The 25492-nt window shown below is 38.7% G+C and carries 20 protein-coding genes and 1 other RNA gene; 9 read left to right on the top strand and 12 right to left on the bottom strand.

Annotated elements, in window-relative coordinates; translation table 11 throughout:
* The first annotated feature begins 12 nt into the window (after window positions 1–12).
* The gene (accC, locus tag BM130_RS08865; protein WP_010528859.1) at window positions 13–1524 is read left to right on the top strand and encodes an acetyl-CoA carboxylase biotin carboxylase subunit; all 1512 of its coding nucleotides are present in this window, start codon (window positions 13–15) and stop codon (window positions 1522–1524) included.
* A gap of 343 nt (window positions 1525–1867) precedes the next feature.
* Window positions 1868–2377 carry an acyl-CoA carboxylase biotin carboxyl carrier protein subunit gene (locus tag BM130_RS08860; RefSeq protein ID WP_010528860.1) on the top strand — a complete coding sequence of 170 codons (510 nt, stop codon included), beginning with the start codon at window positions 1868–1870 and terminating at the stop codon, window positions 2375–2377.
* A 23-nt stretch (window positions 2378–2400) separates the two neighbouring features.
* Here BM130_RS08860 and BM130_RS08855 read toward each other — a convergent pair whose 3' ends face one another.
* Entirely contained in the window at window positions 2401–2715 is a 315-nt protein-coding gene (locus tag BM130_RS08855; protein ID WP_010528861.1) for a DciA family protein, read from the bottom strand.
* A 23-nt stretch (window positions 2716–2738) separates the two neighbouring features.
* Window positions 2739–3836 carry a DNA replication/repair protein RecF gene (gene recF, locus BM130_RS08850; protein WP_074964351.1) on the bottom strand — a complete coding sequence of 366 codons (1098 nt, stop codon included), beginning with the start codon at window positions 3834–3836 and terminating at the stop codon, window positions 2739–2741.
* Window positions 3837–3971: 135 nt separating this feature from the next.
* Here recF and BM130_RS08845 point away from each other — a divergent pair, with 135 nt between their 5' ends.
* From BM130_RS08845 to corA, 3 genes are all read left to right on the top strand, one after another.
* On the top strand, window positions 3972–4652 hold the full coding sequence (locus BM130_RS08845) for a tetratricopeptide repeat protein (RefSeq protein ID WP_010528844.1): 681 nt from the start codon (window positions 3972–3974) through the stop codon (window positions 4650–4652).
* An 88-nt stretch (window positions 4653–4740) separates the two neighbouring features.
* Window positions 4741–5241, top strand: a complete 501-nt coding sequence (ribH, locus tag BM130_RS08840) for a 6,7-dimethyl-8-ribityllumazine synthase (RefSeq protein WP_010528845.1) — start codon at window positions 4741–4743, stop codon at window positions 5239–5241.
* Window positions 5242–5310: 69 nt separating this feature from the next.
* On the top strand, window positions 5311–6369 hold the full coding sequence (gene corA / locus BM130_RS08835; RefSeq protein ID WP_010528846.1) for a magnesium/cobalt transporter CorA: 1059 nt from the start codon (window positions 5311–5313) through the stop codon (window positions 6367–6369).
* Window positions 6370–6900: 531 nt separating this feature from the next.
* Here the strand turns inward: corA and BM130_RS08830 are convergent.
* Together BM130_RS08830 and BM130_RS15435 are read right to left on the bottom strand one after the other, a co-directional pair.
* On the bottom strand, window positions 6901–8364 hold the full coding sequence (locus BM130_RS08830; protein ID WP_010527385.1) for a sensor histidine kinase: 1464 nt from the start codon (window positions 8362–8364) through the stop codon (window positions 6901–6903).
* A gap of 282 nt (window positions 8365–8646) precedes the next feature.
* Window positions 8647–8784: a hypothetical protein gene (locus BM130_RS15435; RefSeq protein WP_175560424.1), complete on the bottom strand. Its 138-nt coding sequence runs from the start codon at window positions 8782–8784 to the stop codon at window positions 8647–8649.
* A gap of 686 nt (window positions 8785–9470) precedes the next feature.
* On the opposite strand from BM130_RS15435, the gene BM130_RS08825 reads away from it, so the two are divergent.
* The 4 genes from BM130_RS08825 to BM130_RS08810 all read left to right on the top strand — a co-directional run bounded on the left by BM130_RS08825 (window position 9471) and on the right by BM130_RS08810 (window position 15099).
* Entirely contained in the window at window positions 9471–10532 is a 1062-nt protein-coding gene (locus BM130_RS08825; RefSeq protein ID WP_052298953.1) for a DUF4097 family beta strand repeat-containing protein, read from the top strand.
* Between the two features lie 10 nt (window positions 10533–10542).
* Entirely contained in the window at window positions 10543–12336 is a 1794-nt protein-coding gene (locus tag BM130_RS08820; RefSeq protein WP_010527387.1) for an aminopeptidase P family protein, read from the top strand.
* Window positions 12337–12436: 100 nt separating this feature from the next.
* A complete protein-coding gene (locus BM130_RS08815) occupies window positions 12437–13900 on the top strand; it encodes a TlpA family protein disulfide reductase (RefSeq protein ID WP_010527388.1) in 1464 nt (487 codons plus the stop codon).
* A gap of 164 nt (window positions 13901–14064) precedes the next feature.
* Entirely contained in the window at window positions 14065–15099 is a 1035-nt protein-coding gene (locus BM130_RS08810) for a DUF4465 domain-containing protein (protein WP_010527389.1), read from the top strand.
* A 51-nt stretch (window positions 15100–15150) separates the two neighbouring features.
* Here BM130_RS08810 and BM130_RS08805 read toward each other — a convergent pair whose 3' ends face one another.
* The 8 genes from BM130_RS08805 to rnpB form a co-directional block, all read right to left on the bottom strand.
* Window positions 15151–17340: a T9SS type A sorting domain-containing protein gene (locus BM130_RS08805; RefSeq protein WP_010527390.1), complete on the bottom strand. Its 2190-nt coding sequence runs from the start codon at window positions 17338–17340 to the stop codon at window positions 15151–15153.
* A gap of 107 nt (window positions 17341–17447) precedes the next feature.
* Entirely contained in the window at window positions 17448–18524 is a 1077-nt protein-coding gene (gene buk, locus BM130_RS08800; RefSeq protein ID WP_010527391.1) for a butyrate kinase, read from the bottom strand.
* Between the two features lie 239 nt (window positions 18525–18763).
* Complete coding sequence (locus BM130_RS08795) at window positions 18764–19660, bottom strand: bifunctional enoyl-CoA hydratase/phosphate acetyltransferase (RefSeq protein WP_010527392.1); 897 nt, start codon at window positions 19658–19660, stop codon at window positions 18764–18766.
* Between the two features lie 94 nt (window positions 19661–19754).
* Complete coding sequence (locus tag BM130_RS08790; protein ID WP_029626571.1) at window positions 19755–20987, bottom strand: acetate/propionate family kinase; 1233 nt, start codon at window positions 20985–20987, stop codon at window positions 19755–19757.
* A gap of 429 nt (window positions 20988–21416) precedes the next feature.
* The gene (locus BM130_RS08785; protein WP_010527394.1) at window positions 21417–22376 is read right to left on the bottom strand and encodes a 3-hydroxyacyl-CoA dehydrogenase family protein; all 960 of its coding nucleotides are present in this window, start codon (window positions 22374–22376) and stop codon (window positions 21417–21419) included.
* 62 nt (window positions 22377–22438) lie between these two features.
* A complete protein-coding gene (pta, locus tag BM130_RS08780) occupies window positions 22439–23440 on the bottom strand; it encodes a phosphate acetyltransferase (protein ID WP_010527395.1) in 1002 nt (333 codons plus the stop codon).
* Window positions 23441–23803: 363 nt separating this feature from the next.
* A complete protein-coding gene (locus BM130_RS08775) occupies window positions 23804–25114 on the bottom strand; it encodes a YihY/virulence factor BrkB family protein (RefSeq protein WP_010527396.1) in 1311 nt (436 codons plus the stop codon).
* Between the two features lie 9 nt (window positions 25115–25123).
* Window positions 25124–25492: RNase P RNA component class A (gene rnpB / locus BM130_RS08770), an RNA gene on the bottom strand.

The raw sequence follows: 25492 nt of genomic DNA, 5'->3' as shown, positions 1-25492 counted from the left end.
CAACCTTCGCATATGATAAAAAAAGTTTTAGTGGCCAACCGGGGCGAAATAGCGGTACGCATCATACGTTCATGCCGCGAAGCAAACATTAAGAGTGTGGCCATTTATTCCGAACCCGACAGAACATCAATGCACGTTCGCTATGCCGACGAAGCTTATTGGGCAGGCCCGGGTCCTTCAGGGCAAAGTTATCTCAACATTCCAAGAATTATAGAAATTGCCAGAGAAAGCGGTGCCGACGCCATTCATCCGGGTTATGGCTTTCTTTCCGAAAACGCAGAGTTTGCTGAGAAGGTGCGTGAAGCAGGACTTATTTTTATTGGCCCGGATGCCGAAGCCATACGCGTGATGGGCGACAAAATGAAAGCCCGAGAATTAATGATTAAAGCCGGCGTTCCGGTAGTTCCCGGCTCAGGTAAGCTGGATGACACGGACGAAGACTCAATTAAAAAAATTGCTGAAGAAATTGGTTATCCGGTAATGATAAAAGCCTCGGCCGGAGGCGGCGGTAAGGGAATGCGGCTTGTTTGGAGTCCGGATGAAATTATAGATGCCGTAAGGCGTGCAAAATCCGAAGCACAAAATGCCTTTGGTGATGATACTGTTTATATGGAAAAATATTTACAATCGCCTCACCATATTGAAGTACAAATTTTGGGTGATAACTACGGAAACATTGTTCATCTTTTTGAACGGGAATGCTCTGTGCAACGCCGACACCAAAAGGTTGTAGAAGAAACCCCTTCGCCCTTTATTACCGACGAGGTGCGAAAAGCCATGACCGACAGAGCCGTGGCTGCCGCTGCTTCGGTTAACTACAAAGGGGCAGGAACAGTAGAGTTCCTGGTGGATGCCCACATGAATTTTTATTTTCTGGAGATGAATACACGATTACAGGTAGAACACCCAATCACCGAAAGAACTACCGGTATCGACCTGGTTAAAGCTCAAATAAAAATTGCCAACGGAGAGCCTCTCCCTTTTAATCAAGAGGATATCAAAAGAACCGGGCATGCCATTGAATGCAGAATTTATGCAGAAGATCCTCAAAATAATTTTATGCCGGGTGCCGGTAAAGTATTGCACATTACCGAACCTTTGGGATTAGGAGTACGTACCGACGGGTATATTTACGAAGGCTATGAAATAACCGTGTTTTATGACCCTTTGATATCAAAACTAATCGTTTGGGGACAGAATCGTGAAGAGGCCGTAGCTCGCATGAAAAGAGCATTGTACGAATACAAAATTACCGGTGTAAAAACCAACATTCAGTTCCTTGAAAGAATTATGAATACCCCCGATTTTATTGAAGGTAAATATGACACACATTTTATTTCAAAGAATGAAAAATACCTTACCGAAGGAGAACCTTGTGAACTGGAATGTGAGGATTTGGCTATGATTATGGCTTATGTAGAACATCAGTCACATTCAGATAAACGATTGCGCTTTTCTCTTGATCACCATCATAAATCGAACTGGAAAGAATATGGTCGTCTCTACAGAATCAATCCTTTTTAATTTTTAATAATTCAGGTTATTGGATAAAGCAGTTCATAGTCATTAGTCAACAAGTGGTTAGTATTAAATAACTAGTGACTAGCGACTAACCACTAATGACTACTTTTAAGAAACAATATATCAATGAAGTAAGTAAAATTTATACGGATGAAACGAGCATGGCAGCTTTTGCCACAAAAGAGCATGTATAAAATGATATAGGCAGAAGTGCACAGGCAGAAGGCAGAAGTGAGATTTATCGATTTTATGATTGCGGGTTGGGAAATTTCCCCTTTAGGGGATTAAGGGGTGAGGGATGGCCATAATGGACTTTAAACTAATTATATAAGTAAATTTTATACGGATGAAAACATTAGCAAAAAACGGGAATCGTCAGGAAGAGATAAAAGTTTTAAACAGAGATGGTTCTTTACTAACCGTTGCCATTGGAGAAAGAGAATATACACTGGATATTGAAAAAGTAGAAAATGGCGTGTACTCTGTTTTACACAAGGGTAAAAGCCATAATATGGAAATCATAAAGAATGGCAATAAAAACCATTATACAGTAAACACCCAATATAAATCGTTTGACATCGAAATAGCCCCTGCCACACCAGCGGCCAACCGCACCGCTAAAAACGGAAAATTAATTGAAAAAATAAAAGCACCTATTCCAGGTAAAATAGTATCGGTAAAAGTTAAAATTGGTGATTTGGTTGAGGCAAACCAAACTTTAATAGTGCTTTCGGCCATGAAAATGGAAAATGAATTAAAATCACCCATTAAAGGCGTGGTTAAAGATGTAACCGTTAAAAAAGATGATGTGGTAAGAGAAAACTTTGTGCTTGTCGAAGTAAAAGCTTTGGATTAAAAGAAGTTCAAACCCTTATCTAATCATCTAAATATCAGATTTTTTATTAGGGGTTTCCCTATATACTGATTCATTTCCCGAATTATTTTATCTCGATGCATCATTAACTCATTCCGGATGATGCTACTATTTAAAGATACATACACAACCCCGTTTTTATACCAAATATTTTTTGTAACCCGTAATACCGATGGTCCCATAACCGCTTTCCATGCATTGGGTATACGGGAAGGATAAATCCCTCTCGAAATTGAGGGTTGACCCATTATTTCTTTTAATATTTCCTGAAGCGGTTGTATCGACTTTTTTCTGGGATTTCTATCTTTACTATAATTCATCCTATAAATTAAAGTGTTTTTACTTAAACAACACTACCTTTTACCACTTCAAAAAAACGACTGTTTTTCCCCGTTTGGTTCACAATTCCTTCGAGCCGTTCCCTTTGAGTGTCGGTTATAAAGATTTGTCGAAAACGGCCCTCACCTACTAATTGTATCAGTCGTTTTCCACGGTGCATATCTAATTTGTCAAAAACGTCATCCAAAAGCAGAATTGGGGAAAAACCATTGTATTTGGCCAAAAATTCAAATTGTGCCAGCTTTAAGGCTATCAGGAAAGATTTTTTCTGTCCTTGCGAACCTTCCTTTTTAACAGGCCGGCCACTTAATAACAATGACAGATCATCTTTATGAATGCCAATGGTTGTATACCCCAGAATTAAATCGCGCGCCCGATTTTGAGCCAGCAACTCAATAACATTCCCTTTCTGGTAGTGAGATGAATAAACTATATCTACCGTTTCATCCCCACCACTAATATGAGAATACAATTCACGAAACACAGGAACTAATTGCTCAATAAACTCACTTCTACGCAAATAAAGTTCTTCCCCGAGCGAAGCCAATTGTTCATCCCACACATCCAACTGTGCTGCTACTCCACTGTTTAATTGGTCATATTTTTTCAGTAATGCATTTCGCTGCGAAAGCGCGCGGTTGTAGCGGATTAGATGATCCAGATACAGCTTGTTATACTGCGAAACCACACTATCAATGTATTTTCGACGTTGATCGCTACCTTCGGTGATTAACCGCTCATCAGAGGGCGATATCATCACCAATGGCAATAATCCAATATGTTCCGAAAGTTTGCCATACTCCTTCTTGTTGCGTTTAAATTGCTTCTTTTGGTTTCTTTTCAACGCCACATATATCTGCTCTTCCTGGTCATTGCGCACAAACGTGCCCTGTATAACAAAAAAATCTTCATCATGATGTATGTTGTGGCTATCTACAGAATTAAAAAAGCTTTTACAAAAGGACAAATAATAAATAGAATCCAGAAGGTTGGTCTTCCCGGCACCATTGGAACCCACAAAACAATTTATCCCGTCGCAAAATTCAGGATCTGCCTGGGCAATATTTTTATAATTTAGTATATTCAGATGTTTAAGATACATAATTGAAAGTTCATAAAGCGCAAAATTAATGAAACAAACACAGAGAGTCGACAACTTTGAAAAAATAAGTATACCCTGTTTTGAATAAAACGGAAAAGAATTACATTTGCCTACAGAAAAAAACGAATTAAAGATATGGCAAAAAAGCAACATCACGAAGACAGTTTTGAAAATGTTGAATCAGCATTGACAAAAACCGAACAGTTTATTGAAGATAACCAGAAACTTATCAGTATTGCCGCCATCGCCCTGATAGTGATTGTGGGTGGTTATTGGGCTTTTAAAAAGCTGTATGTAGAGCCTCTACAGAAAGAAGCTCAGGAAAGCGTTTTTCAAGCTCAACAATATTTTCAGACCGATAGTTTTAATCTGGCACTCAATGGCGACGGCATGAATCCCGGATTTTTGGAAATAATCGAAAATTACGGCTCCACAGATGTGGGGGAATTAGCCCAATATTATGCCGGAATTTGTTATCTGAATCTGGGTGATTATAATTCGGCCATTGAGTATCTGAAAAAATTTTCTACCGATGAGCCGCTGCTTAAAGCTACTACCCAAGGTGCCATTGGAGATGCTTACCTGGAATCGGGAGATACCGCGAACGCCATTGAATGGTATAAAAAAGCCACTTCTTCTGTCGACAGTGAAATGATTACACCCCTATATCTCTTTAAACTGGGGCTTCTCTACGAAGAAATTGGCGATAAAGAGAAAGCATTGGAAGCTTATACTACAATAAAAAATAAATACCAGGAGACCACCGAAGGTCGGCAAATCGACAAATATATTACCAGAGTTAAAGTATCCGGTTAATTTATTTTCCCATTTAATTTTACGATATTTAAGAGGTTGTCGATAATCGACAACCTCTTTTTGATATAAAACAGAATAAACTAAAGCTATGGCAACAAACCTTAAGAATTTATCCGATTATGATCCAACGCTTGTTCCTTCTGCTAAAGGAATGAAATTTGGCATTGTTGTTTCGGAGTGGAATCAGGAAATTACCGAGGCTTTATTGAGTGGAGCCTACAATACCCTAGTGAAACATGGTGCCAAAGAAGAAAATATTTTAGTAGCAAGAGTTCCCGGAAGTTTTGAACTGACGCATGGGGCCCGTCATCTCATTAAAAATACCGATGTCGATGCCGTTATTTGTCTGGGATGCGTCATCAAAGGGGATACACCTCATTTCGATTATGTTTGTCAGGGCGTTACGCAAGGAATTTCGCAATTAAACGTTAAATACAAAAAGCCCGTTATTTTTGGTGTTTTAACCACCAATGATGAGCAACAAGCCAAAGACCGTGCCGGCGGAAAACTGGGAAATAAAGGCGATGAAGGAGCCATTACCGCCATTAAAATGGTTTCTTTGGTCAAAACTCTAAAAAAGCACAAATAAAATTTTTTTGTAGATTGATATTCAAATTTGGGAGAGAGTTTCTCTCTCCCCCACTTAAAATCTATATTCATGGCAAAATTCCGGTTTCAGCGAAAAATGATTGAGCCTAAAATTCAGTTTGTAGGCCATCAGTTCATGGATACTCCCGCCATCCAGTTATTTAAATATTCGGAACCGGGAATTGAAGAAATTGTTAGTGAGGGCAATCTTTCCAAAATTTTCGAAAACTTAAACTATAGCAAAAACTTCAATTTTTGGATTAATGTCCATGGTGTTCATGATATCGAATTAATTAAACGCCTCATCGACCATTTCGATTTGGATAAAATGGTGGTTCAGGATATTGTAGATACCACCCAGCGCCCAAAAGTGGAAGTAAGTTCCGACATGGTTTTTTTCTCTGTAAAATCTCTGTTGCCTCAGAATGGATTAAACATTGAATCGGAACAAATCAGCTTTATCCTCAAAGAAAATATCCTTTTATCTTTTCAAGAAAAAAAGGGTGACCATTTTGAATACATCCGCGGCAGATTGAGAGAAGGAAAAGGGTTGGTGCGGAAAAGTGGAGCCGATTATTTGCTGTACCTTCTTTTGGATGCTATTACTGACAACTATTATACAAGTCTTAACGGATTGGAAAGCAGATTAAATGAACTCCCTCAAAAAATCATGGATGATCCAAAGCCGGAACAAATTTTTAAGCTGGAACATATTAAGCAAAGCCTCTTTAACCTGCGAAAAGCCATTAATCCTCTTAAAGAAGCCATTATTTTCACCGAAAAAGGACCTTCTGCACATATCCACAGTGATGTTATTCCTTTTTTCGCCGATTTAAAAGATCAATTGTGGCAACTTACCGATGAAACGGATTTGAGCATTCACCGCTCTGAAGGACTCACCAATTTGTTTTTTTCGTATCAAGGCCACCGCATGAATGAGGTAATGAAAGTACTTACTATTGTAACCTCATTATTCATCCCCCTTTCTTTCTTGGCTGGAGTTTACGGCATGAACTTCAAATTCATGCCGGAACTGGATTGGAATTATGGGTATCCTGCGGTACTGGCGTTAATGGCTCTTCTGGCTTTAGGTATGCTTCTCTTTTTTAAACAAAAAAAATGGCTGTGAATTTTTGCGCTGTAATTAAAAGCCACCAGCCACGTCAATTATATCAAACTTTTTGTTACGACTTCTATATTTGATGTAATATCTTACGCTCTATTTCGAAACCTTCATGCAGTGCTGCAATGGCCTCCAGAACGATTTGAAACCTTCATGCAGCGCTGCAATGGCTTCCAGAGTGATTTGAAACCTTCATGCAGCGCTGCAATGGCTTCCAGAGTGATTTGAAACCTTCATGCAGTGCTGCAATGGCCTCCAGAACGATTTGAAACCTTCATGCAGCGCTGCAATGGCCTCCAGAACGATTTGAAACCTTCATGCAGCGTTGCAATGGCCTCCAGAACGATTTGAAACCTTCATGCAGCGTTGCAATGGCCTCCAGAGTGATTTGAAACCTTCATGCAGCGCTGCAATGGCTTCCAGAACGATTTGAAACCTTCATGCAGCGTTGTAATGGCTTCCAGAGTGATTTGAAACCTTCATGCAGCGTTGTAATGGCCTCCAGAGTGATTTGAAACCTTCATGCAGCATTGAAAATTAAGAAGCAGCCGGTAAAATTACTGTAAAGCAAGAACCTTTACCCGGTTCACTTGCTACTTCAATTTTTCCGTGATTTAAAACTACCATTTCATATGATAACATTAAACCTAATCCCGTTCCGGCTTCTTCACTTGTTCCTTTTGTAGACAGATTACCGGTTAAAGAAAATATTTTCGAAACTTTATCCGGATGAATGCCGATTCCGGTATCCTTTATATGAATTTTGATATGCTGGTCGTCTTTTTCGGAAAAACAATAAACGGAACCACCTTCCCGAGTAAATTTTATTCCATTATGAACCAAATTACGAATAATAAATTCCGTCATATCTTTATCAGCTCTTACAACAACATTATCGGAAATATCATTAATTAATTGAATATCTTTTTTGTCGGCTTGTGGTTTTAAGTAAGATACCACTTTATCTGTAACTTCTTTTAAGGGAACATTTACAGTAACTGCCGATAGTTGTCCCAGTTGTGATTTTGACCAGTTCAAAAGGTCATCTATGAGCTGATAATTTTTTTCTGATATTTCACATACCTGAGCGGCAATTTCTTTCAATGTTTCGGGCGGATAATTCTCTATTCCCTGATTTAACAAGTGGGAGAAGCCAATAATTGTTTGAAAGGGATTTCTTAAGTCATGGGAAATAATCCTGAAAATCTTATCTTTTGTTTCGTTTAATTCCTTCAATCTGTTTTCATTCTCTTTTAACTTCAATTCCATCCTCACTTTCTTACTTATATCCGATATAAGTAAACATTTTGTATGTTTTTCGATGGCAAAGAGTTTAAATTCCAAATATTTGCCTTTACATACATCCTCCCATTCGTAAATCTCATCGCCGTGCCGAACCGATTTATGAGCCTGAATTAGGGCAGATAAATTCTGGTTTTCCAAAACCGATGAAAGCCTCTGATTAATAAATGAAATACGGTTAAAAATCACGGAGGCCGTTAAGTTGGCGCGGGTTATCATATAATCCACTATGCCTGCTTCCGTGCTGATTTCTTCCAGAATGAATATACCCAATGGGGAATTTTCAAAAAGTTTTTCGAATAACTGTTCTTTCCATTCAAGGCGTTTCTTGATTTTCTCTTTTTCGGTTACATTAAATTTTATGGCTATATACCCGGTAATTTCCTTTTTCCCTTCGGAATAAATCGGAGATATAGTGGCTTGTTCGGTAATTATTTCCCCATTTTTGCATCGGTTTAACATTTCCCCCCGCCAATTATCACCCGATGAGATAGTTTGCCACAATTCCTCATAAAATTGCCGGGAATGAAAACCACTCTTCAATATGGAGGGTTTTTCCCCTATTACTTCTGATTTCTCGTAGCCATAAACATTTTCGAACCGCTCATTAACAAAAAGAATTCTGCCCGAAGCATCAGTTATCATGATGATTCCGCCAAAATGCTCTAAGGCTTTGCCCAATTGCTGTTCAGATATCATACCTCATCTATCTTTTAATTTTTGGTACGATAATATTATAAAATTGGTACTCCTTATCTACCAATTTTTGATTAGTACCCCACTCTCGTTACACGATTGTTTAAAAAAAATGGATATAAGGCTGGACAAGAAATTCACCCAATTGGGTTTAGTAAAAAGTAATTCTTGCAATAAAGTCTGACCTCATTCAACTCTGGCATGATATTTTGTACCAAAGATTTCATTCGTATAAAATTTACTTATATAATTAGTTTAAAGTCCATTATGGCCAACGCACACCCCTTAATCCCCTAAAGGGGAAATTTCCCAACCCGCTATCATAAAATCGATAAATTTCACTTCTGCCTTCTGCCTGTGCACTTCTGCCTCAATGTTTTTATACATGTTCTTTTGTGGCAAAAGCTGCCATGCTCGTTTCATCAGTATAAAATTTATCTAATTCATTGGCCTGATGGAACTCGCATGTCTTAAAGTTTATACATGTTCTTTTTGTGACAAACCTTCTTAGTCATGCTCGTTTCATCCCTATAAAATTTACTTACTTCATTGATATATTGTTTATTAAAAGTAGCCATTAGTGGTTAGTCATTAGTCACTAGTCCATTTACACTAATGACTGTTGACTAATGACTATTGACTTCTTCTGCCTTCTGCCTGTGCACTTCTGCCTCAGTTTTATACATATTCTTTTGTGGCAAAAGCCGCCATGCTCGTTTCATTGTCATCAAATTGTAAGTAACCGGTTTTCAACCGATATCAGACCATGAAGGAAATCCTATCATCCAAACATTCCATTATTGGATTCTCAATCATAAACCTTATAAAAAAAACTGCGTTTATTATTTAAATAGGTATCCACAAAAAAAAGAGATAAGGAGAAGAGGAACTAAATTAAATAAATTTTGAGAGAATAAACCACTTTTATATGCCGGTAAACAATAAGCCCCCAAAGATTTATCCTGAAAGCATGTATAAATATTTGTTCATGTGGGCACTATTAAACCAAAAGCATTAATGCCAATCAAAATTTCACCGCTTCTTCCTTTTTCATTACTTTAGCCCATGAAAAATATATTTTTCTGCTGTTTTTCGAAAAAAATCAATTGATGATGAAAGCATTTCGTTTAACCTACATACTGATTTTAGGCACTTTAATATTTCAGAATACTCTAATATATGGACAAGAACAACCATATCAGTCAGAGCATAAAGAATGGATTTTCTCTTCCAAAGTTTATGATGGCATTGAATTACATAATCAGCATGGCAATGTTACCATTAACGCGCATGATAACGATACCCTTCAGGTGAAGGTTTCACTAATTGTGAAAACCAAGAATCAAACTTTGGCACAGGAAGTTTTTGACCAAATAAATATAAGTAGTACAGAAACCGAAGGCAAAGTTTATTTCAGGACTTCTTTTGCTGATAATTTCTATTCCAATTTTCCGTTTGAAATCAATTATGAAATTTTTATTCCATCCGGCCAACAACAAGTTATAGTCAATAATCAGTTTGGTGACATCACTTTAAACGCTCCTGTTCCCACGTTCGAACCAACATTAAGATATGGCCGTTTGGTGCAAAATAAGTTGGCTACAATAGACACCATAAATGGCGATCTTGCCTTCTCCAATGCCCAACTGATTGATGCAGCATCCTGCAACTTAAAATTGGACAATGCCAACGTTAATATACAACGTGTGGACAATGGGCTTTTTTCGGGCCAGTTCTTCCAGCTCAACATCAATAAAATTAACAGGGCCGATATAAAAGGCAATACCTCTCGTTTAAATATTTCAGAATCCGGACAAATAACTATAAAGAGTAATTTTTGCTTTGCAACCATTGGGAAAATTCAGGAAAAAGGACAAATTGAAATTTCCAATGGTTTTTTGATCATTGAAAATGTAAGCCATCAATTAAAAGAATTATCCATTGCCAATAATGGAACACCAATCACTTTAACCTTGCCTGAATCGCTATCTTATACCATTCAGGGCGAGATTACCAACGGCGATTTTTTTCACTTTGCTCAACAGGCTTTGCGCATCATAAGTGATCAGGAAAAAACTTTTTTTTCCGGTACTTTTAATGAAAATGGTCAACCAGCCTCCATAGTTGTTTTCAACAAAAATGCTGGGATCAACATAAAAGAATTAAAATAATAATATAAATATGTCATATATTGCAGAAAGAATTCAGGAACTGAGGTCAAAAATGGCCGCTAATGGCATTGATGTATGTATAATACCCGGAAATGATGCTCATATTAGTGAGTATTTGGCCGAGCATTGGAAGATTCGGGATTATTTATCCGGATTTACCGGTTCAGCCGGAACGCTGGTTGTGGGAAGTGATGGTGCCTTTTTATGGACCGATTCCCGCTACTACCTGCAAGCCGAGGAACAACTGTCGGGAACCGGCATTAAGTTAGTAAAGGAAGGTCTTCCGGGTGTGCCTGACTATATTAAATGGATATCCGAAAATTTGTCGGCGGGCAGCAAAGTAGCCATCAATGGCACCTGCTTTTCGGTGGAAGATGTCCGAAAGATGAGCCAGGCCTTCGGCAAAAAACAAATACAGTTAGAAACACAACTAACACTTGCCGAAGATGTTTGGACCACCCGTCCGGCCATTCCCGACAATCCGGTATCCGAACATCCGGAAACATTGGCCGGCATGTCTCGCCAACAAAAGATAGAATTGGTGCGGCAAGCCCTCAAGGAAAAAGAGGCAACCCATTACATTACCGGTGCTCTTGATGAAATAGCCTGGGTCCTGAACCTCAGAGGTACCGATATTCCTTTTAATCCGGTGTTCCACGCTTTCCTGGTGATTTCAATGGACCACGTGTCTCTCTATATTAATCCCAATAAGTTAACCTCTTCCATTGGCAAACATTTATCCAAAGATAAAATACGCATTAACCTATATGGTGAAATCTATTCTCACCTTAAGGAACTGCCGGAACATGCAGTGGCTTATATCGATCCCCTGCGCAATAATTCGATTTTATATGAATCGATACCAGCCTATGTGCCCAAAATTGAAGGTACCGGTATCATAACCTCATTAAAATCAATAAAAAATGAGATTGAAATAGAGAACATCAAAAAAACCATGATTGAGGATGGTGTTGCCATGGTTAAATTTTTGAAATGGTTGGAAGAATCTGTACCCACAGGTACGGTGTCTGAATTATCGGCCGCTCAACAATTACTTAAATTCAGAAGTCAGTCACCTAACTTTCAGGGTGAATCGTTTAAAACTATCTCCGGGTATGGTCCTCATGGTGCTATTGTTCACTATGACGTATCTCCCGATTCCGATACGACTCTTCAAAATAAAGGGGTTTATTTGGTTGATTCAGGAGGACAATATCTTACAGGAACAACTGATATTACTCGTACCATAAAACTGGGTCCTGTTCAAGACCAGGTAAAAGAAGATTTCACACTGGTTCTTAAAGGGCATATAGCTTTAGCCAATGCGATTTTCCCTGAAGGCACCCGGGGTGTTCAGCTCGATATTCTGGCCCGACAACCATTATGGGCTCATAAAAGAAATTACGGTCATGGCACCGGCCATGGAATAGGTTATTTCCTAAATGTTCATGAAGGGCCTCAAAGCATCAGAGTACAAGACAATGGAACAGAATTTAAACCCGGGATGGTGACCTCTAACGAACCGGGCATCTATCGAGCAATGGAATACGGCATACGAATCGAAAACCTGGTATTAACCCGCCATTTCGGCGACTCTGATTTCGGCACCTTTTTAAATTTTGAAACGCTTACCCTCTGTCCCATTGACACTTCTTTAATAGTGGAAGATATGCTTAATCAACAGGAAATCGAATGGCTAAACAATTATCACCGAGAGGTTTTTGATAAATTATCTCCCAACCTAAAAGAAGAGGAAAAAGAATGGTTAAAGGAAAAAACCCAGGCCATTGGCAGCAATGTTTAATGGCTATAAAAATATAGCCTTAACCCCCAATGGGCAGTACATCAAACTTTATCTTTGTTGAATTACGCATTGAATTACCTAACCAAACAAAGTGCGCCTTATGAAATTTTTAAATATTAGCCTATTATTCTTTTGGATGGCCATAAATTTCTCAATATATGGAACACCTATCTCTTTTAAGGGCGATAATCCTAATGGCCACAGAATAGAAATTACCATAAATGGGTTAAAAGATACAACGTTAATTTTAGGTCACTATTTTAATCAACGCATGTACGTTGATGATACCACCCGAATAGATGGCAGTGGCAAGGCCATTTTTAGCGATGATAAACCCCTCCCGGGGGGAATATATGTGGTTTATCTTCCCAACAAAAAATACTTTGATGTTTTAATTGACCAGGACCAACATTTTGAGGTTAGTATAGACACCTCAGATTTTATCAACTCGATGAAGGTGAATGGCTCAGAGCAAACAAAATTATTTAACCAATACCAACGGTTTATTGCCGAAAGACAAGAAAAAGCCAAAAATCTGCAAGAACAATTAAAAAATACCGATGCAGACTCCTCTCAAGGAGAAAAAATTAAAGCAGAACTGGAAAAGTTAAACCAGGAAGTTAAACATCAATGGAATACCTTAATCGAAGAAAATCCTGGAACTCTCCTGGCTCTGTTTTTAAAAGGTATTCAGGAAGTTGAAATACCTGACTTCGAGGTTCCGGAAGGTGCCAGCAACCCGGATTCTTTACTGCGAATAAAAAAGTATCGTTACTACAGAGAACACTACTTTGATAATATTGACTTAACCGATGCCCGGATTCTGAGAACTCCCTTCTTTGGCCGTAAAATAGAAAATTATTTTTCGTCGGTTCTTCCGCAAATACCTGATACACTACTCAATGAAGCCATTAAACTGATTGAGAAAACCAGACCTTCATCCGAAGTTTTCCGTTTTATGGTGAGTAATTTATTCAACTATGCCAATGATAGTCAAATTATGGGCATGGATAAAATGTTGGTTGGCCTGGCTGAAAAATATTACCTCGCAGGGGAGGCCACCTGGGCCGATGAAGAGTTTTTAGAAAAACTTGAAACCCGTGTTAAAGAAATTAAACCCACCTTAATAGGCAACAAAGCCCATGACCTGAAAATGCAATCGTTTAACGGTCAATATTACCGATTATATGAAATTAATGCTCCTGTAACCATATTGGTTTTTTGGGAACCCGATTGCGGACACTGTAAAAAAGCTATTCCCAAACTCAACGAAATTTACCAGAAAAAGTTGATAGATAAAGGTGTGAAGATTTTTGCCGTATATACCCAGGGCAACGAACCCGAATGGGTTGATTTTATTGAAAAAAACCAGCTTTATGACTTTATCAATGTTTGGGATCCCTATCGTCACACTGGATTTAGAGAACATTTTGATGTCAAAAGTACCCCAACTATTTTCATTCTCGATAAAGACAAAAAAATTATTGGTAAACGTATTGCCGTTGAAGACCTGCCCGGGTTTATCGAACACTATTTAAAATACAGGCAAAACAAAGCGAGTTAATTGGGGGCTGATCACATTTTTGCTGCTTAAAAAATGAACTGACTCAAGAACTCATTATAAAAAAACATTAGGGTAAGAAATTGGACATGACCAAGCGTATATCTTAAACGGAAAAATATCTTGATCATGGCTAATTACTAATATCAGAAATCAATAATTCAAAGATGAACAATCGATTAACCAACAATAATCTCATAATCCGGAAAAGAGTTATTATTTTTCAACTCATTCTCATATCAATAATAGGCCTTTTAGGGGCGTGTAAAGATAATGAGAAGGAAATACCTCCGCCCGAGATATATTTGGCCGGCAGTGATGAGGAAATTGAAGTTAATCTGGGCAATACTATTGTTTTAAAACCCCAAATAACGTACAATTACGATGCTATTTACGAATGGCGGAAAAATGGGCAAAAACTGGATGTGTCGGGTCAATTTCTTACCGATACAGCTATCAATCTGGGAAACATTGAATACTTTTTTAAAGTTATCACCCCCTATGGTTCCGACTCCATGACCATTAATGTTGATGTAATCATATTGGCAGATTTCAATGAACTAGCCCTTTCGACCGAGACTGATACCTTTCATATTGGACCTTTTGACAATGCCGGATTTTCTTATAAGGAAATCTTCTTTTCTAACACTTTTATTAATGATACAACATGGGAAGGTTTTGGAATAAGTAATATGGGAAGTAGTTCCTCTGATTTGGAGGATATCTCGCCCTTCAGCGTATATGCGAGTCAAGATCAATCCGATTATTTTCTTTTAGTTCGATATCCCAATGGTTCTGATTCTAATTATCCAACTATTCAATTTAATGAGGGTCAGGACCATTTGTTAAAGTCTATTGACATCAATAATTCAACGCTAGGTCGATATTTAATGAAATTTGGAAGCGACCAATTTGAAAGAATGGGTGGTAGCGGAAGTAATAATGCCGATTGGTGCAAGGTCACAATCAGAGGCATAGACGCGCAAGGCGAAATAACAGGTTCTGTTGATTTCTTTTTGGCAGATTATCGTTTTGACAACAATAAACGTGACTATATTATTGAAGACTGGACTACAGTTGACCTTAGTGACCTTAATAAGGTGAATAAAATTGAATTTATTCTATCCAGCAGTAAAACAGACGACTCAGGGAATATGGTCACACCGGAAATATTTTGCATTGATAATCTAAAGATTTTGTAACCCGGCTGTATTTGATATTATTATCGTTTTAAATAGGAAAAAGAGATTCAGTTATTTTTGAACTACTAATTTTTTCACTAAAGCTTTCCCGTTAATTTTAAGCTGTAACAAATAAACACCGGTTACAAGCCGATCAAAAAAACGCAATTCATAATAATTATCATTTATGGTCACCTGTTTAGTCAAAACCAGATTTCCTTTTAAATTATAAATAGAAATTTGTCCGGTCCCATTTTCAGGATAATAAATATTTGTATATTTTCCGGCAGGATTGGGTGAAATGTAAAATTGTTCAGGGATATCAATATGGCTTGAATCTGTATAATTAACATAGCCAACAAGTACATCAATCCATGCCATAGACGGGAAATCGCCGCTTAATGAAGAATAGGACTGCCAGCCACTGTTTAATGAATTCAGAAATAAAGAATTGTCTCTCTCTGTTGTAGCAACCTGATAAACAGCAAAAGTATCAATGGGGGTAGAATAATCAATGGTGTAACCTGCGAAAAAATTTTCCGAAAAGGAAACCGGTTCATCAAATAGGATTAAAAGCTCTTTATTAGATTCTGCGCCAATTTTAACGTTATTTTTACTGGCCAATAAAGTTTGAGGTTTATCGGTCCCCGACCAGATTTTGATGTCGATATTCCCATCGCCAGCGTAATAACTTGCACCCGGCACCAAAAATAAACCGTAAATTTTACCCGAAGAGAATTCATCATATTTCTCAGCCACATCAGTAATCATTAAGCTGTTTGGACCGGTCCAATACTCATTGGCCCCGTTGATTTTCTTTAATTCAGGGATGCCATCCTCGGGAAAATGAGATACTCTCATTAAATTGCCTTCAGAAGGATTGAGTCCGGGTAGAAAAGAAATATCTTCGCCACTAGGGTTAAGCCATAAGTCGACCCGTGCCGTATCCTCCGGCAAATAATCCCATATTTTGTTTAAACGAATAAAATAATCATTCACGGGGTTACTACAGGTTGCCGAGCCACCCGATAAAAGACCAATAAATGCCCCATTCCCCAGGAACAATCCTGCTCCTGATGAACCAGGCTCAGTTGTTCCATCAGTCCATTGGGCTACTTTCCAGTGCGCATCCTCTAAAAACGTATTGCCTAAACGAGAAGTGGCAAAATAACTTGCTTCTTCCGGCGACTCCGATGAAACAGCTACTTTCTTTACATCTCCGTATGGATGATGTACCGTATGGACACCCCCCTGAGGTGTTGTGGTGAGATCCCATCCTGAATAATAAACTCTAAAATATTCCGGGGGATATTCCGACATTTCCAATAAAGCAAAGTCCAACTGATCGGCATAGGCTCTCAAACTGGCACCGGAAATGCTCTGTATTTTACTTCCGTCTATAAAAGTCTGACATTGGGGCACTTCATAGTTAAAGATAAAAACCACAGATTCCGGTGAGAGATTTGTTCCTAAACAATGTCCGGCAGTCAAAACATATGGTGTCCCATCACCCAAACTATTGTTCATTAGGGTACCACTACAATATTCCGTTCCGTTAACAATAACCTGACAAACCGACCTTCCATTGAGAAGCCAGGTTGAATCATCGTAACAAGTAAAGTCAGTATGGCATGGGCCACTGTCACCAAATTGCCCCACTTTCGACGCCAATACATTGATAATACCCAAAAAATCATGATTGACTGCACCTATTTTCAATTGGGCACCGCCTTCGCCTAATTTTTTCCCTTTCCATTCAATAATCACTTCATCGCCGGGAACAGGTGCCGTTGCCAATCCCCCCCACGACTTATTATTTTTTTCAGTTAAGGCACCAATTACATAGCTTCCTGAAGGATTATAAATAAACAAGGAATCTCCTTGATTCAGATGAAAACGATCAAATATAACATTCAAGGAATAGGCGCCAACCGACGTCAACCGTAATTGCCAGTATAATCGCCCATCATCCAGAACAGATATCATACCTGAATTCTCAGGGCTTAAGTCTACAAAATTAGGATAGGCAAACCGAAGCGGACGACCTTTTTTATTGGCCCTCAGTTCCGTTTTTATATATTCATTGGTCGGTGGAGTAAAAGATATGACCGTCTGTGGCTGATCACTAATGTTTCCAAAACTTTTGTCATGCATCATTATTTCTGCACCCATTATCGAAGGTCGTCCCCCATGACCAATCTGGGCGGTTGATAAAGTGATACAAACAAAAAAGAGTTCAAGAATTAATATAATTCGTGACATATTCAATTTTAAAGCTAAAACGCAGAAAAAATAAAAAAAGTTTCCGGAAAAAGACCAACACAACCTAATCCGAAAACTTTTTTAAAGGTATTTTCTTAATAAAGGTATTAGTATTCTTTGCACTCCATCTCACCCTTTAAGACAGCTAATGCATTCATAGCTAAGGCCGACATCTCATCTTCACCCGGATAAATTTTTATGTTGCCTATCCAATCGATGTATTTGCGGATGTAACCAACTACGGTTTTATTTTGAGCCATCCCTCCGGTTAATAATACTGCATCAACCTTACCTTCCAAAACAGCCACACAAGCACCGATGTTTTTGGCTATTTGATATGACATTGCATGAAGTATCAAATCGGCTTTTTTATCGCCGTTTAAGGCCCGTTCTTCGGCTTCATGCGCCTGATTGGTCCCTAAATGAGCCATTAGCCCACCATGACCAACCACCTTTTTTTTCATTTCTTCATAGGTATATTTCCCGCTAAAACACATATCAACAAGCCCTCCGGAAGGTAAAGTACCTGCCCTTTCGGGTGAAAATGGTCCATATCCGTCCAATGCATTGTTGACATCCACAACCCTACCCTTTTTATGAGCACCAATAGATATACCACCCCCCAAATGGGCAACAATGAGATTTAAATCTTCGTACTTCTTTTCTACCAAACGAGCATAATTACGAGCTACAGCTTTCTGATTAAGTGCATGAAACACCGACTGCCGGGGCAATTCAGGCAACCCGGTAATCCGTGCCACATCTTGTAATTCATCCACCACTATCGGGTCAGCAATAAAAGCTCTGGCAGCAGGCAAGCTTTTGGCAATATCATCGGCTATTAAGGCACCCAGATTACTGGCATGTTGGGGTTTTCCACTACTATATCTTAAATCTTGCTTCATTTTGTCGTTTACTTCATAAACTCCTGAAGGAATAGGACGAAGTAAACCGCCGCGACCAACTACCGCATCAATATCCTCAATTTCTATCTGTGCCAGTTTCAGTTCATTAAGAATTACTTCTTTTCTAAATTCATACTGACTGGGTACATCTTCAAATTTGGATAATTCATCCGGCGTATGCCTTAGCGTTTTTAGCAGAATAGATTTAATATCCTCGAATACAGCTATTTTTGTCGAAGTAGAACCGGGGTTAATAACCAAAATCTTAAATTTCTTCATAAAAATTTATTAGTGCATTTAGACATTAATTTATTGAAACGAGCATGACTAATTTTACCACAAAAGGACATGTATAAAAGCCCAGGGCAGAAGTGCACAGGCTGAAGTAGTCAATAGTCAACAGTCATTAGTGGTTAGTGCTAAATAACTAAAGACTAATGACTAACGACTAACCACTAATTAGCAACTTTAAGTTCCATCCAACCCATAACTTAAGTAATATTTATATGGATTAATTTTTAAGCCAAAGCAGCCAATAAGATACTATAATATTTGCTCTCATCACTATCGCTGCGCGAAGATAGAACAATAGGGGCTGAAGCTCCAAGAACAATGGAAGCTACTTTGGCATGGGCAAAAAATACAAGGCTCTTGTACAAAACATTACCTACTTCTATATCTGGCATCAGCAGCAGGTCCGTATCACCGGCTACTTCACTTTTAATATTTTTATGGTGGGCACTTTCGAAACTAACCGCATTATCGAAGGCCAGTGGTCCGTCAACGATACAATTTTTTATTTGTTCTCGCTGATTCATTTTGCTGAGTAAAGCTGCATCTGTAGTGGCCTGCATATTTTCATTAACCATTTCAATGGCCCCCAGAACAGCCACCTTGGGTTTTTTAATGCCAAGTTTATTTAAATACTGTACCGAATTCTCTAATATTCCTATTTTATCCTGTAAATTGGGAGCAATATTCATTGCCACATCTGTAACCGCAATCAACTTGTGATAGGTTGCTACTTCAAAAACCGCCAGGTGTGACAACAACCGTCCGGAACGCAACCCCCAATCTCTATTCAAAACACCTCGCAACAAAACGGGAGTAGCAACTTTCCCTTTCATCAAAACATCTGCTTCGCCATTACGAACCATCCGTACCGCAATCTCCACACACTTTTCCGGGTCATCCTCTTCGATAAATTTACTATTTCCAAAATCATACTGTTTCTCAGCCAGGATTTGGAAAGTCTCTTCCCGATTACCAATAAGAATAGGTTGTACAATTCCCCCTTTATAAGCTTTGTAAAGAGCATTTAACGAAAAAATATCTTGCGATACTGCCAAAGCAAGTTTCTTTGGGGCCCTGGATGTATCCAATAGGTCATGCAAATCGGACAGATGTTTTAACATACTTTACGCTATTTAAAAGAAATAAACCGAGCCAGGTAAACAAATCCCGGTTTATTTCTAATAGTTAGTTTTTTCCCTTAAAGCCGGGGAAATATCAAGGTTCTTGAATTTTTCTATTGGCCAATTGCTCAACAATTTCTTTAGTATCCTGAGCAATAACCAATTCTTCATTGGTTGGGACAACCATTACCTTTACCCTGCTTCCCGAACTGCTAATATCCATTTCCTGACCACGAAGATTTTTGTTCTTCGATTCATTAATTTTTATTCCTAAGAAATCTAAGTTTTCACATACTTTACTTCTAATGAGGTCAGCATTTTCACCAATTCCACCGGTAAACAATAAAATATCAATTCCTCCCATAGCAGCGGCATAAGAACCAATATATTTTTTAATTCGATAACAATACATCTCCAACCCCAGGCGAGCGTTTTCATCACCCTTTTCGTATGCCTCTTCAATTTCTCTCATATCCGATGAAATGTTGGTAACCCCCAGCATCCCACTATGCTTATTAAATAAAATAGAAGCCGATCTGGTTCCTATTTTTTCCTTTTCCATAATAAAAGTCACCGCTCCGACATCCAGATCACCACAACGAGTGCCCATCATTAGCCCTTCAATAGGCGTAAAGCCCATAGAGGTATCTACCGATTGACCGTTTTTTATGGCCGCTATTGAGGCTCCGTTTCCTAAATGACACGATACAATTCTTTGGGTATTATAGTCACAATCCAACAGTTCACAGGCACGATGACTTACATAACGATGGCTGGTACCATGAAATCCATACCGTCGAATACCATATTCCTTATAAAGAGATTGAGGAATAGCATACATAAAAGCATGCTTGGGCATGGTTTGGTGAAAGGCAGTATCGAAGACACCGACCTGGGGCACATCCGGAAGCAAGGTAGAGATTGCTTGTATACCTTTAAGATTGGGCGGATTATGCAATGGCGCCAACTCGATGCATTCTTCCATTTTTTTAATTACTTCATCCGTAATAAATACACTGGAATTGAACATCTCACCACCATGGACGACGCGATGACCTACCGCATCAATTTCATCCAGATCTTTAATACAACCATGCTTCTCACTAATTAAAACACCTAGAATATAATCTATTCCGATTTGATGATCAAGGATTTCACCTTCAAGCAATACTTTTTCGCCTGAAGCTTTTTCATGCTTAAGAAAGGAACCTTTAAGCCCTACTTTCTCAACACCACCTTTGGCCATAACCTCCCACTGGAGGTCATCCATTTTGAACAACTGATATTTTATTGAAGAACTACCGCAGTTTAGAACTAATATTTTCATCCGTATAAAATTTACTTACTTCATTGATATATTGATTCTTAAAAGCAGTCATTAGTGATTAGTTCGTTAGTCACTAGATATTTAACACTAACCACTTGTTGACTAATGACTAATCACTTCTTCTGCCTTCTGCCTGTGCACTTCTGCCTTTGTCTATTATACATGTCCTTTTGTGGCAACAGCCGCCATGCTCGTTTCATTCGTATAAATTTTACTTACTTCATTGATATATTGCTTCTTAAAGGTAGTCATTAGTGGTTAGTCATTGGTGGTTAGTGATTAGTCACTAATTCATTAACACTAATGACTGTTTACTAATGACTAATGACTAATGACTATTGACTTCTTCTGCCTTCTGCCTGTGCACTTCTGCCTTTTTTAGTTGCAAAAGTCGCCATGCTCGTTTCATCCGTATAAATATTACTTAAGTTATTCGGAAATTTTATTACCATTGGCGTCATATTTAAAAAAACCTTGCCCGGTTTGAACACCAAGACGCTTAGCTCTGACCAACCTTTTTATCAGAGGTGAAGGTTTGTATTTGGGCCCCCCAAACTCTTCATAAAGATTTTCCATCCATTTCTCTACTTTGTCAAGACCAATAATATCAGCCATATGAAAGGGACCATACCTCATGCCGGTACCTATAATCATGGTTTTATCAATATTTTCGGCGGAGGCAACACCTTCCATTAAAGTTTCACAAGCTTCATTTAACAAAGTAACAAACAAACGAATACTTACCAGTCCGGCCGATTCTTCTACCGGAATAACTTCCCTGTTTATAAGCTTAACAAAAGTGCAAACCTTTTTATAAACTTCATCAGTAGTATAAAGGCCTTTAACCACTTCAATTATTCTGGCTTCGGGCGAAGTAACAAAAAAATGAAGGCTAACACACCTGTCGGGATACTTCAACTCACTGGCAAGTTCAGTAATAATGATAGTGGTAGAATTGGTGGCAATAATAGCATCACGATCAACGACCTGTTCGATTTTATGGAAAACATCTTTTCGTACATCAATACTACGAATACCTGTTTTCTCATCTGCTCTTATTGCTTCAATTACAAAATCGGACCCGGCAAGATCCTGAAAATCGAGGGATCCTTTTATTCGCCCCATTATGGCCCGTTTTTCACTGGAGGTCAACCCCCAGCTTTCGATACGATTATCCAGTTCACGACTAATACTGTCAAGCGAATTTTTTATCTTTTCTTCGCTCAATTCAATAAATACTACTTCAATTCCATGCCAGGCAGCAATACGAACAATGTTTTGTCCTTCCTTACCACAACCAACAACCCCAATTTTTGAAAAAAGAGTTTTAACCCTCCGTTTGGCACTTAGAGCATATCTTTCAATAGGTTCAACAACAATTTCAGCCATTTTTCAAATTGCTTATTATCATTATAGAATTTAAAAAAAGCCGGTACATACCGGCCAATAATTTATTTTCCCATTGCTTGAGTAGCGGTAATAGCAACCAGATTAACAATATCATTCACGGAACAACCTCTGGACAAATCATTAATTGGAGCAGCCATTCCTTGTAAAACTGGTCCTACAGCTTCGGCGTGAGCCAGTCGTTGTACAAGTTTATAGGCGATATTTCCGGTTTCCAGAGATGGGAAAATAAAAACATTAGCATTTCCGGCAATATCACTACCCGGGGCTTTCTTTCTTCCAATTTCCGGAATCAGGGCTGCATCAACCTGCAACTCACCGTCAAGGTGAAGAGAGGGGTCTTTTTCTTTAGCCAAATCTGTGGCTTTAACAACCTTATCGACCATTTCGTGCTTGGCACTTCCTTTGGTAGAAAAGCTGAGCATGGCGATACGAGGTTCAAAACTCAAAAGATTACGAGTCGTTTGCCCTGTGGTAACAGCAATTTCAGCCAATTCTTCAGCTGTGGGATTAGGATGAACTGCTCCATCCGCAAACACCATAATTCCATTCTCTCCAAAATTCTTATCCTGAAGAATCATTATAAAAGCACCTGAAACAACACTTATACCAGGTTTAGTCTTTACAATCTGAAAGGCGGGACGTAAAACATCGCCTGTAGCATTATCGGCACCTGCTACTTCACCATCGGCATCCCCGCTTTTGATCATCAATACTGCCAGATAAAGTGGATTCTCAACGAGTTTTGAAGCCTCCTCACGAGTCATCCCTTTAGCTTTTCTCAACTCCACTAAAAGATCAATATATTCATCTTTTTGGGGATGTTTTTTAGGATCTAAAACCTGAGCTCGTGAAATATTTTTTAATACCAGCCGTCGACTCTCCTCCTCAATTTGTTTTGGATCGCCCAATAAAATAATATCAGCAAGACCTTTTTCAATAACTTCATCTGCTGCTCTTAATGTTCTTTCTTCAGTTCCTTCAGGGAGTACAATACGTTTTTTGTTTTCAGAAGCTCGTGCTTTTATTTTATTTAGTATATCCATTTTATGTATTACATTTGATTCCCTGCAAATTTAGCAGAAATGAATATATTTTTTCTGCCTTTTATCATTTAATTAAAACTTTTTTGACAATTTGGTCGATTCATTGCCAATATACTCATAAACGTAAATTGTTACCTTTTCAATATTACCCCCAAATACAATATACTCTATTCCCCACAAAAAATCTCATTGAAACACAATTATTTTACTTAACAGGATTGATTTTACGCAGACATATGATGCTATCAAAAGAAGATTGTCACAACAAAAACCTGTATAAAAGTCACCAAGCAAAAGCGAGAAGGAAGAAAAACAGTTTAACCAAATCCTTGATTTACAGGCAAAATGCCTCAAAATAAATTCTTAAATATCTTTAAGATGGATATTAGAGGGAGATTCCACAATAATTCGCTCAAAACGTTCAAAACGTTTCTTAATAAGGTTTACAGCATCGGTTTTTTCCAAAATAGTTTCAGAATAGCCGCAGTGCTCAATTTGGTAAAGCACATTGGCCAAAGTCATTTTATGGATATCATATGCCGGTATAACTTTAATATCATCTTTAGAATCGGAACCCACATCAATCAAAATTCCGGCCTCAAAAAGCTTATAAATAAGGTCAATAACCAAACGAATGGGCAGTTTCAGCTTTTCGGCCAAAGTCGATACTGTCAGTGGATTATCCTGCCGTTCAAAAGCTTTTACCACCTCTCTGACAATAAGAATGCTTACTAATTTTTGTGCATAAATACTCATATTTCGAGTATCAACCTCAAATTCAAAGTGACGCTCGTTTTGATGGGCAAAAGCCAATTCAGCCCCAAAAAGAACAATATTCCAACTGGTTTGCATCCATATTAAGAAAAGAGGTAATGCCGCAAAACTACCATATATGGCATTATAGCGGGATACACCTACCTGGAAGTAAATATAACCATATTGAACCGCCAGGAATAGTGTTCCTGAAATAAAACCGCCAAAAAGAGCCGAAAGCGGTTTCACTCTTGTATTGGGCATAATCATAAAAAACAGGGAAAAAACAATCCACACCAACAAATAAGGTGCAACCCAAACAACAAAGCCACTGGCATAACTCACTACCCCCAAATTACGAATCTGGTTGGCAATAAAAACCACCACACTACCGGATGTTACCAACAACAATATACCAACCAATACCAGAGAAACATAATCACTAAATTTTCGAAGCAACGACCGAGACTTTTTAACATCCCAGATGTCGTTAAAAGATTCCTCAATGCTGTTCATAAGTCGCATAACCAGAAACAGCAAAATACCGAATCCAACGCCGGCAATCATTCCCCCTTTGGCATTATCCAAATAATCAAGAGCAAACTCTTCAATCCAGCGTACTACCTCTTCATGACCAACCAACCGTTTTTGTAATTCCTGTTCCAGAGCTTCTCTAAAACCGAACCCCTTGGCAATGCCAAACGCCATGGCAACGAGAGGAACCACCGATAGAAGCGAGAAAAAAGTAAGAGCTGAAGCCTTTATTTGACACTGGTCTACCACAAATCGACGTATGGCCAGAGAAAAAATACGCAATAAACGAATAAACCAGTATTGGCGTTTACTACTGGTTTCATCGGGCCGAATACGCCAAATATCTTCTAATAGAAAGATTCTTATTTTTTCTAATTGTTGTTTCATAGAAAAATTAAAAACAGCAAACCTGTAAGCCGGATTCTGTATCCTGTTGCCAGGATGCCTGTCATTTATCTGAGAAGACAGTCACCTGTCCCCTTAAGCGACCTACCCTTCCCGGCTTCCAACCTAAGGAACCGGAGCGAGCAACCCCGTACCTAAAAGGAACCGGGATATACATGGTCTTGCAACCCGCGGGGTGTACGGCTTCGGATGTCACCATCCGAACCGGTGGGCTCTTACCCCACCTTTTCACCCTTGCCCGTAGGCGGTTATTTTCTGTTACACCTTCATGGTCTCACGACCATCTTCCCGTTAGGAAGCGCGGCGCTCTGCGTTGTCCGGACTTTCCTCCCCTTTCGGAGCGACAGGCCGGCTTGCTGT

Source organism: Thermophagus xiamenensis, assembly GCF_900112795.1.
In the GTDB taxonomy this organism is placed as follows: Bacteria; Bacteroidota; Bacteroidia; order Bacteroidales; family Marinilabiliaceae; genus Thermophagus; species Thermophagus xiamenensis.
The sequence above is the reverse complement of the archived record's forward strand: the minus strand, read 5'-3'. Positions and strand labels throughout refer to the sequence as shown.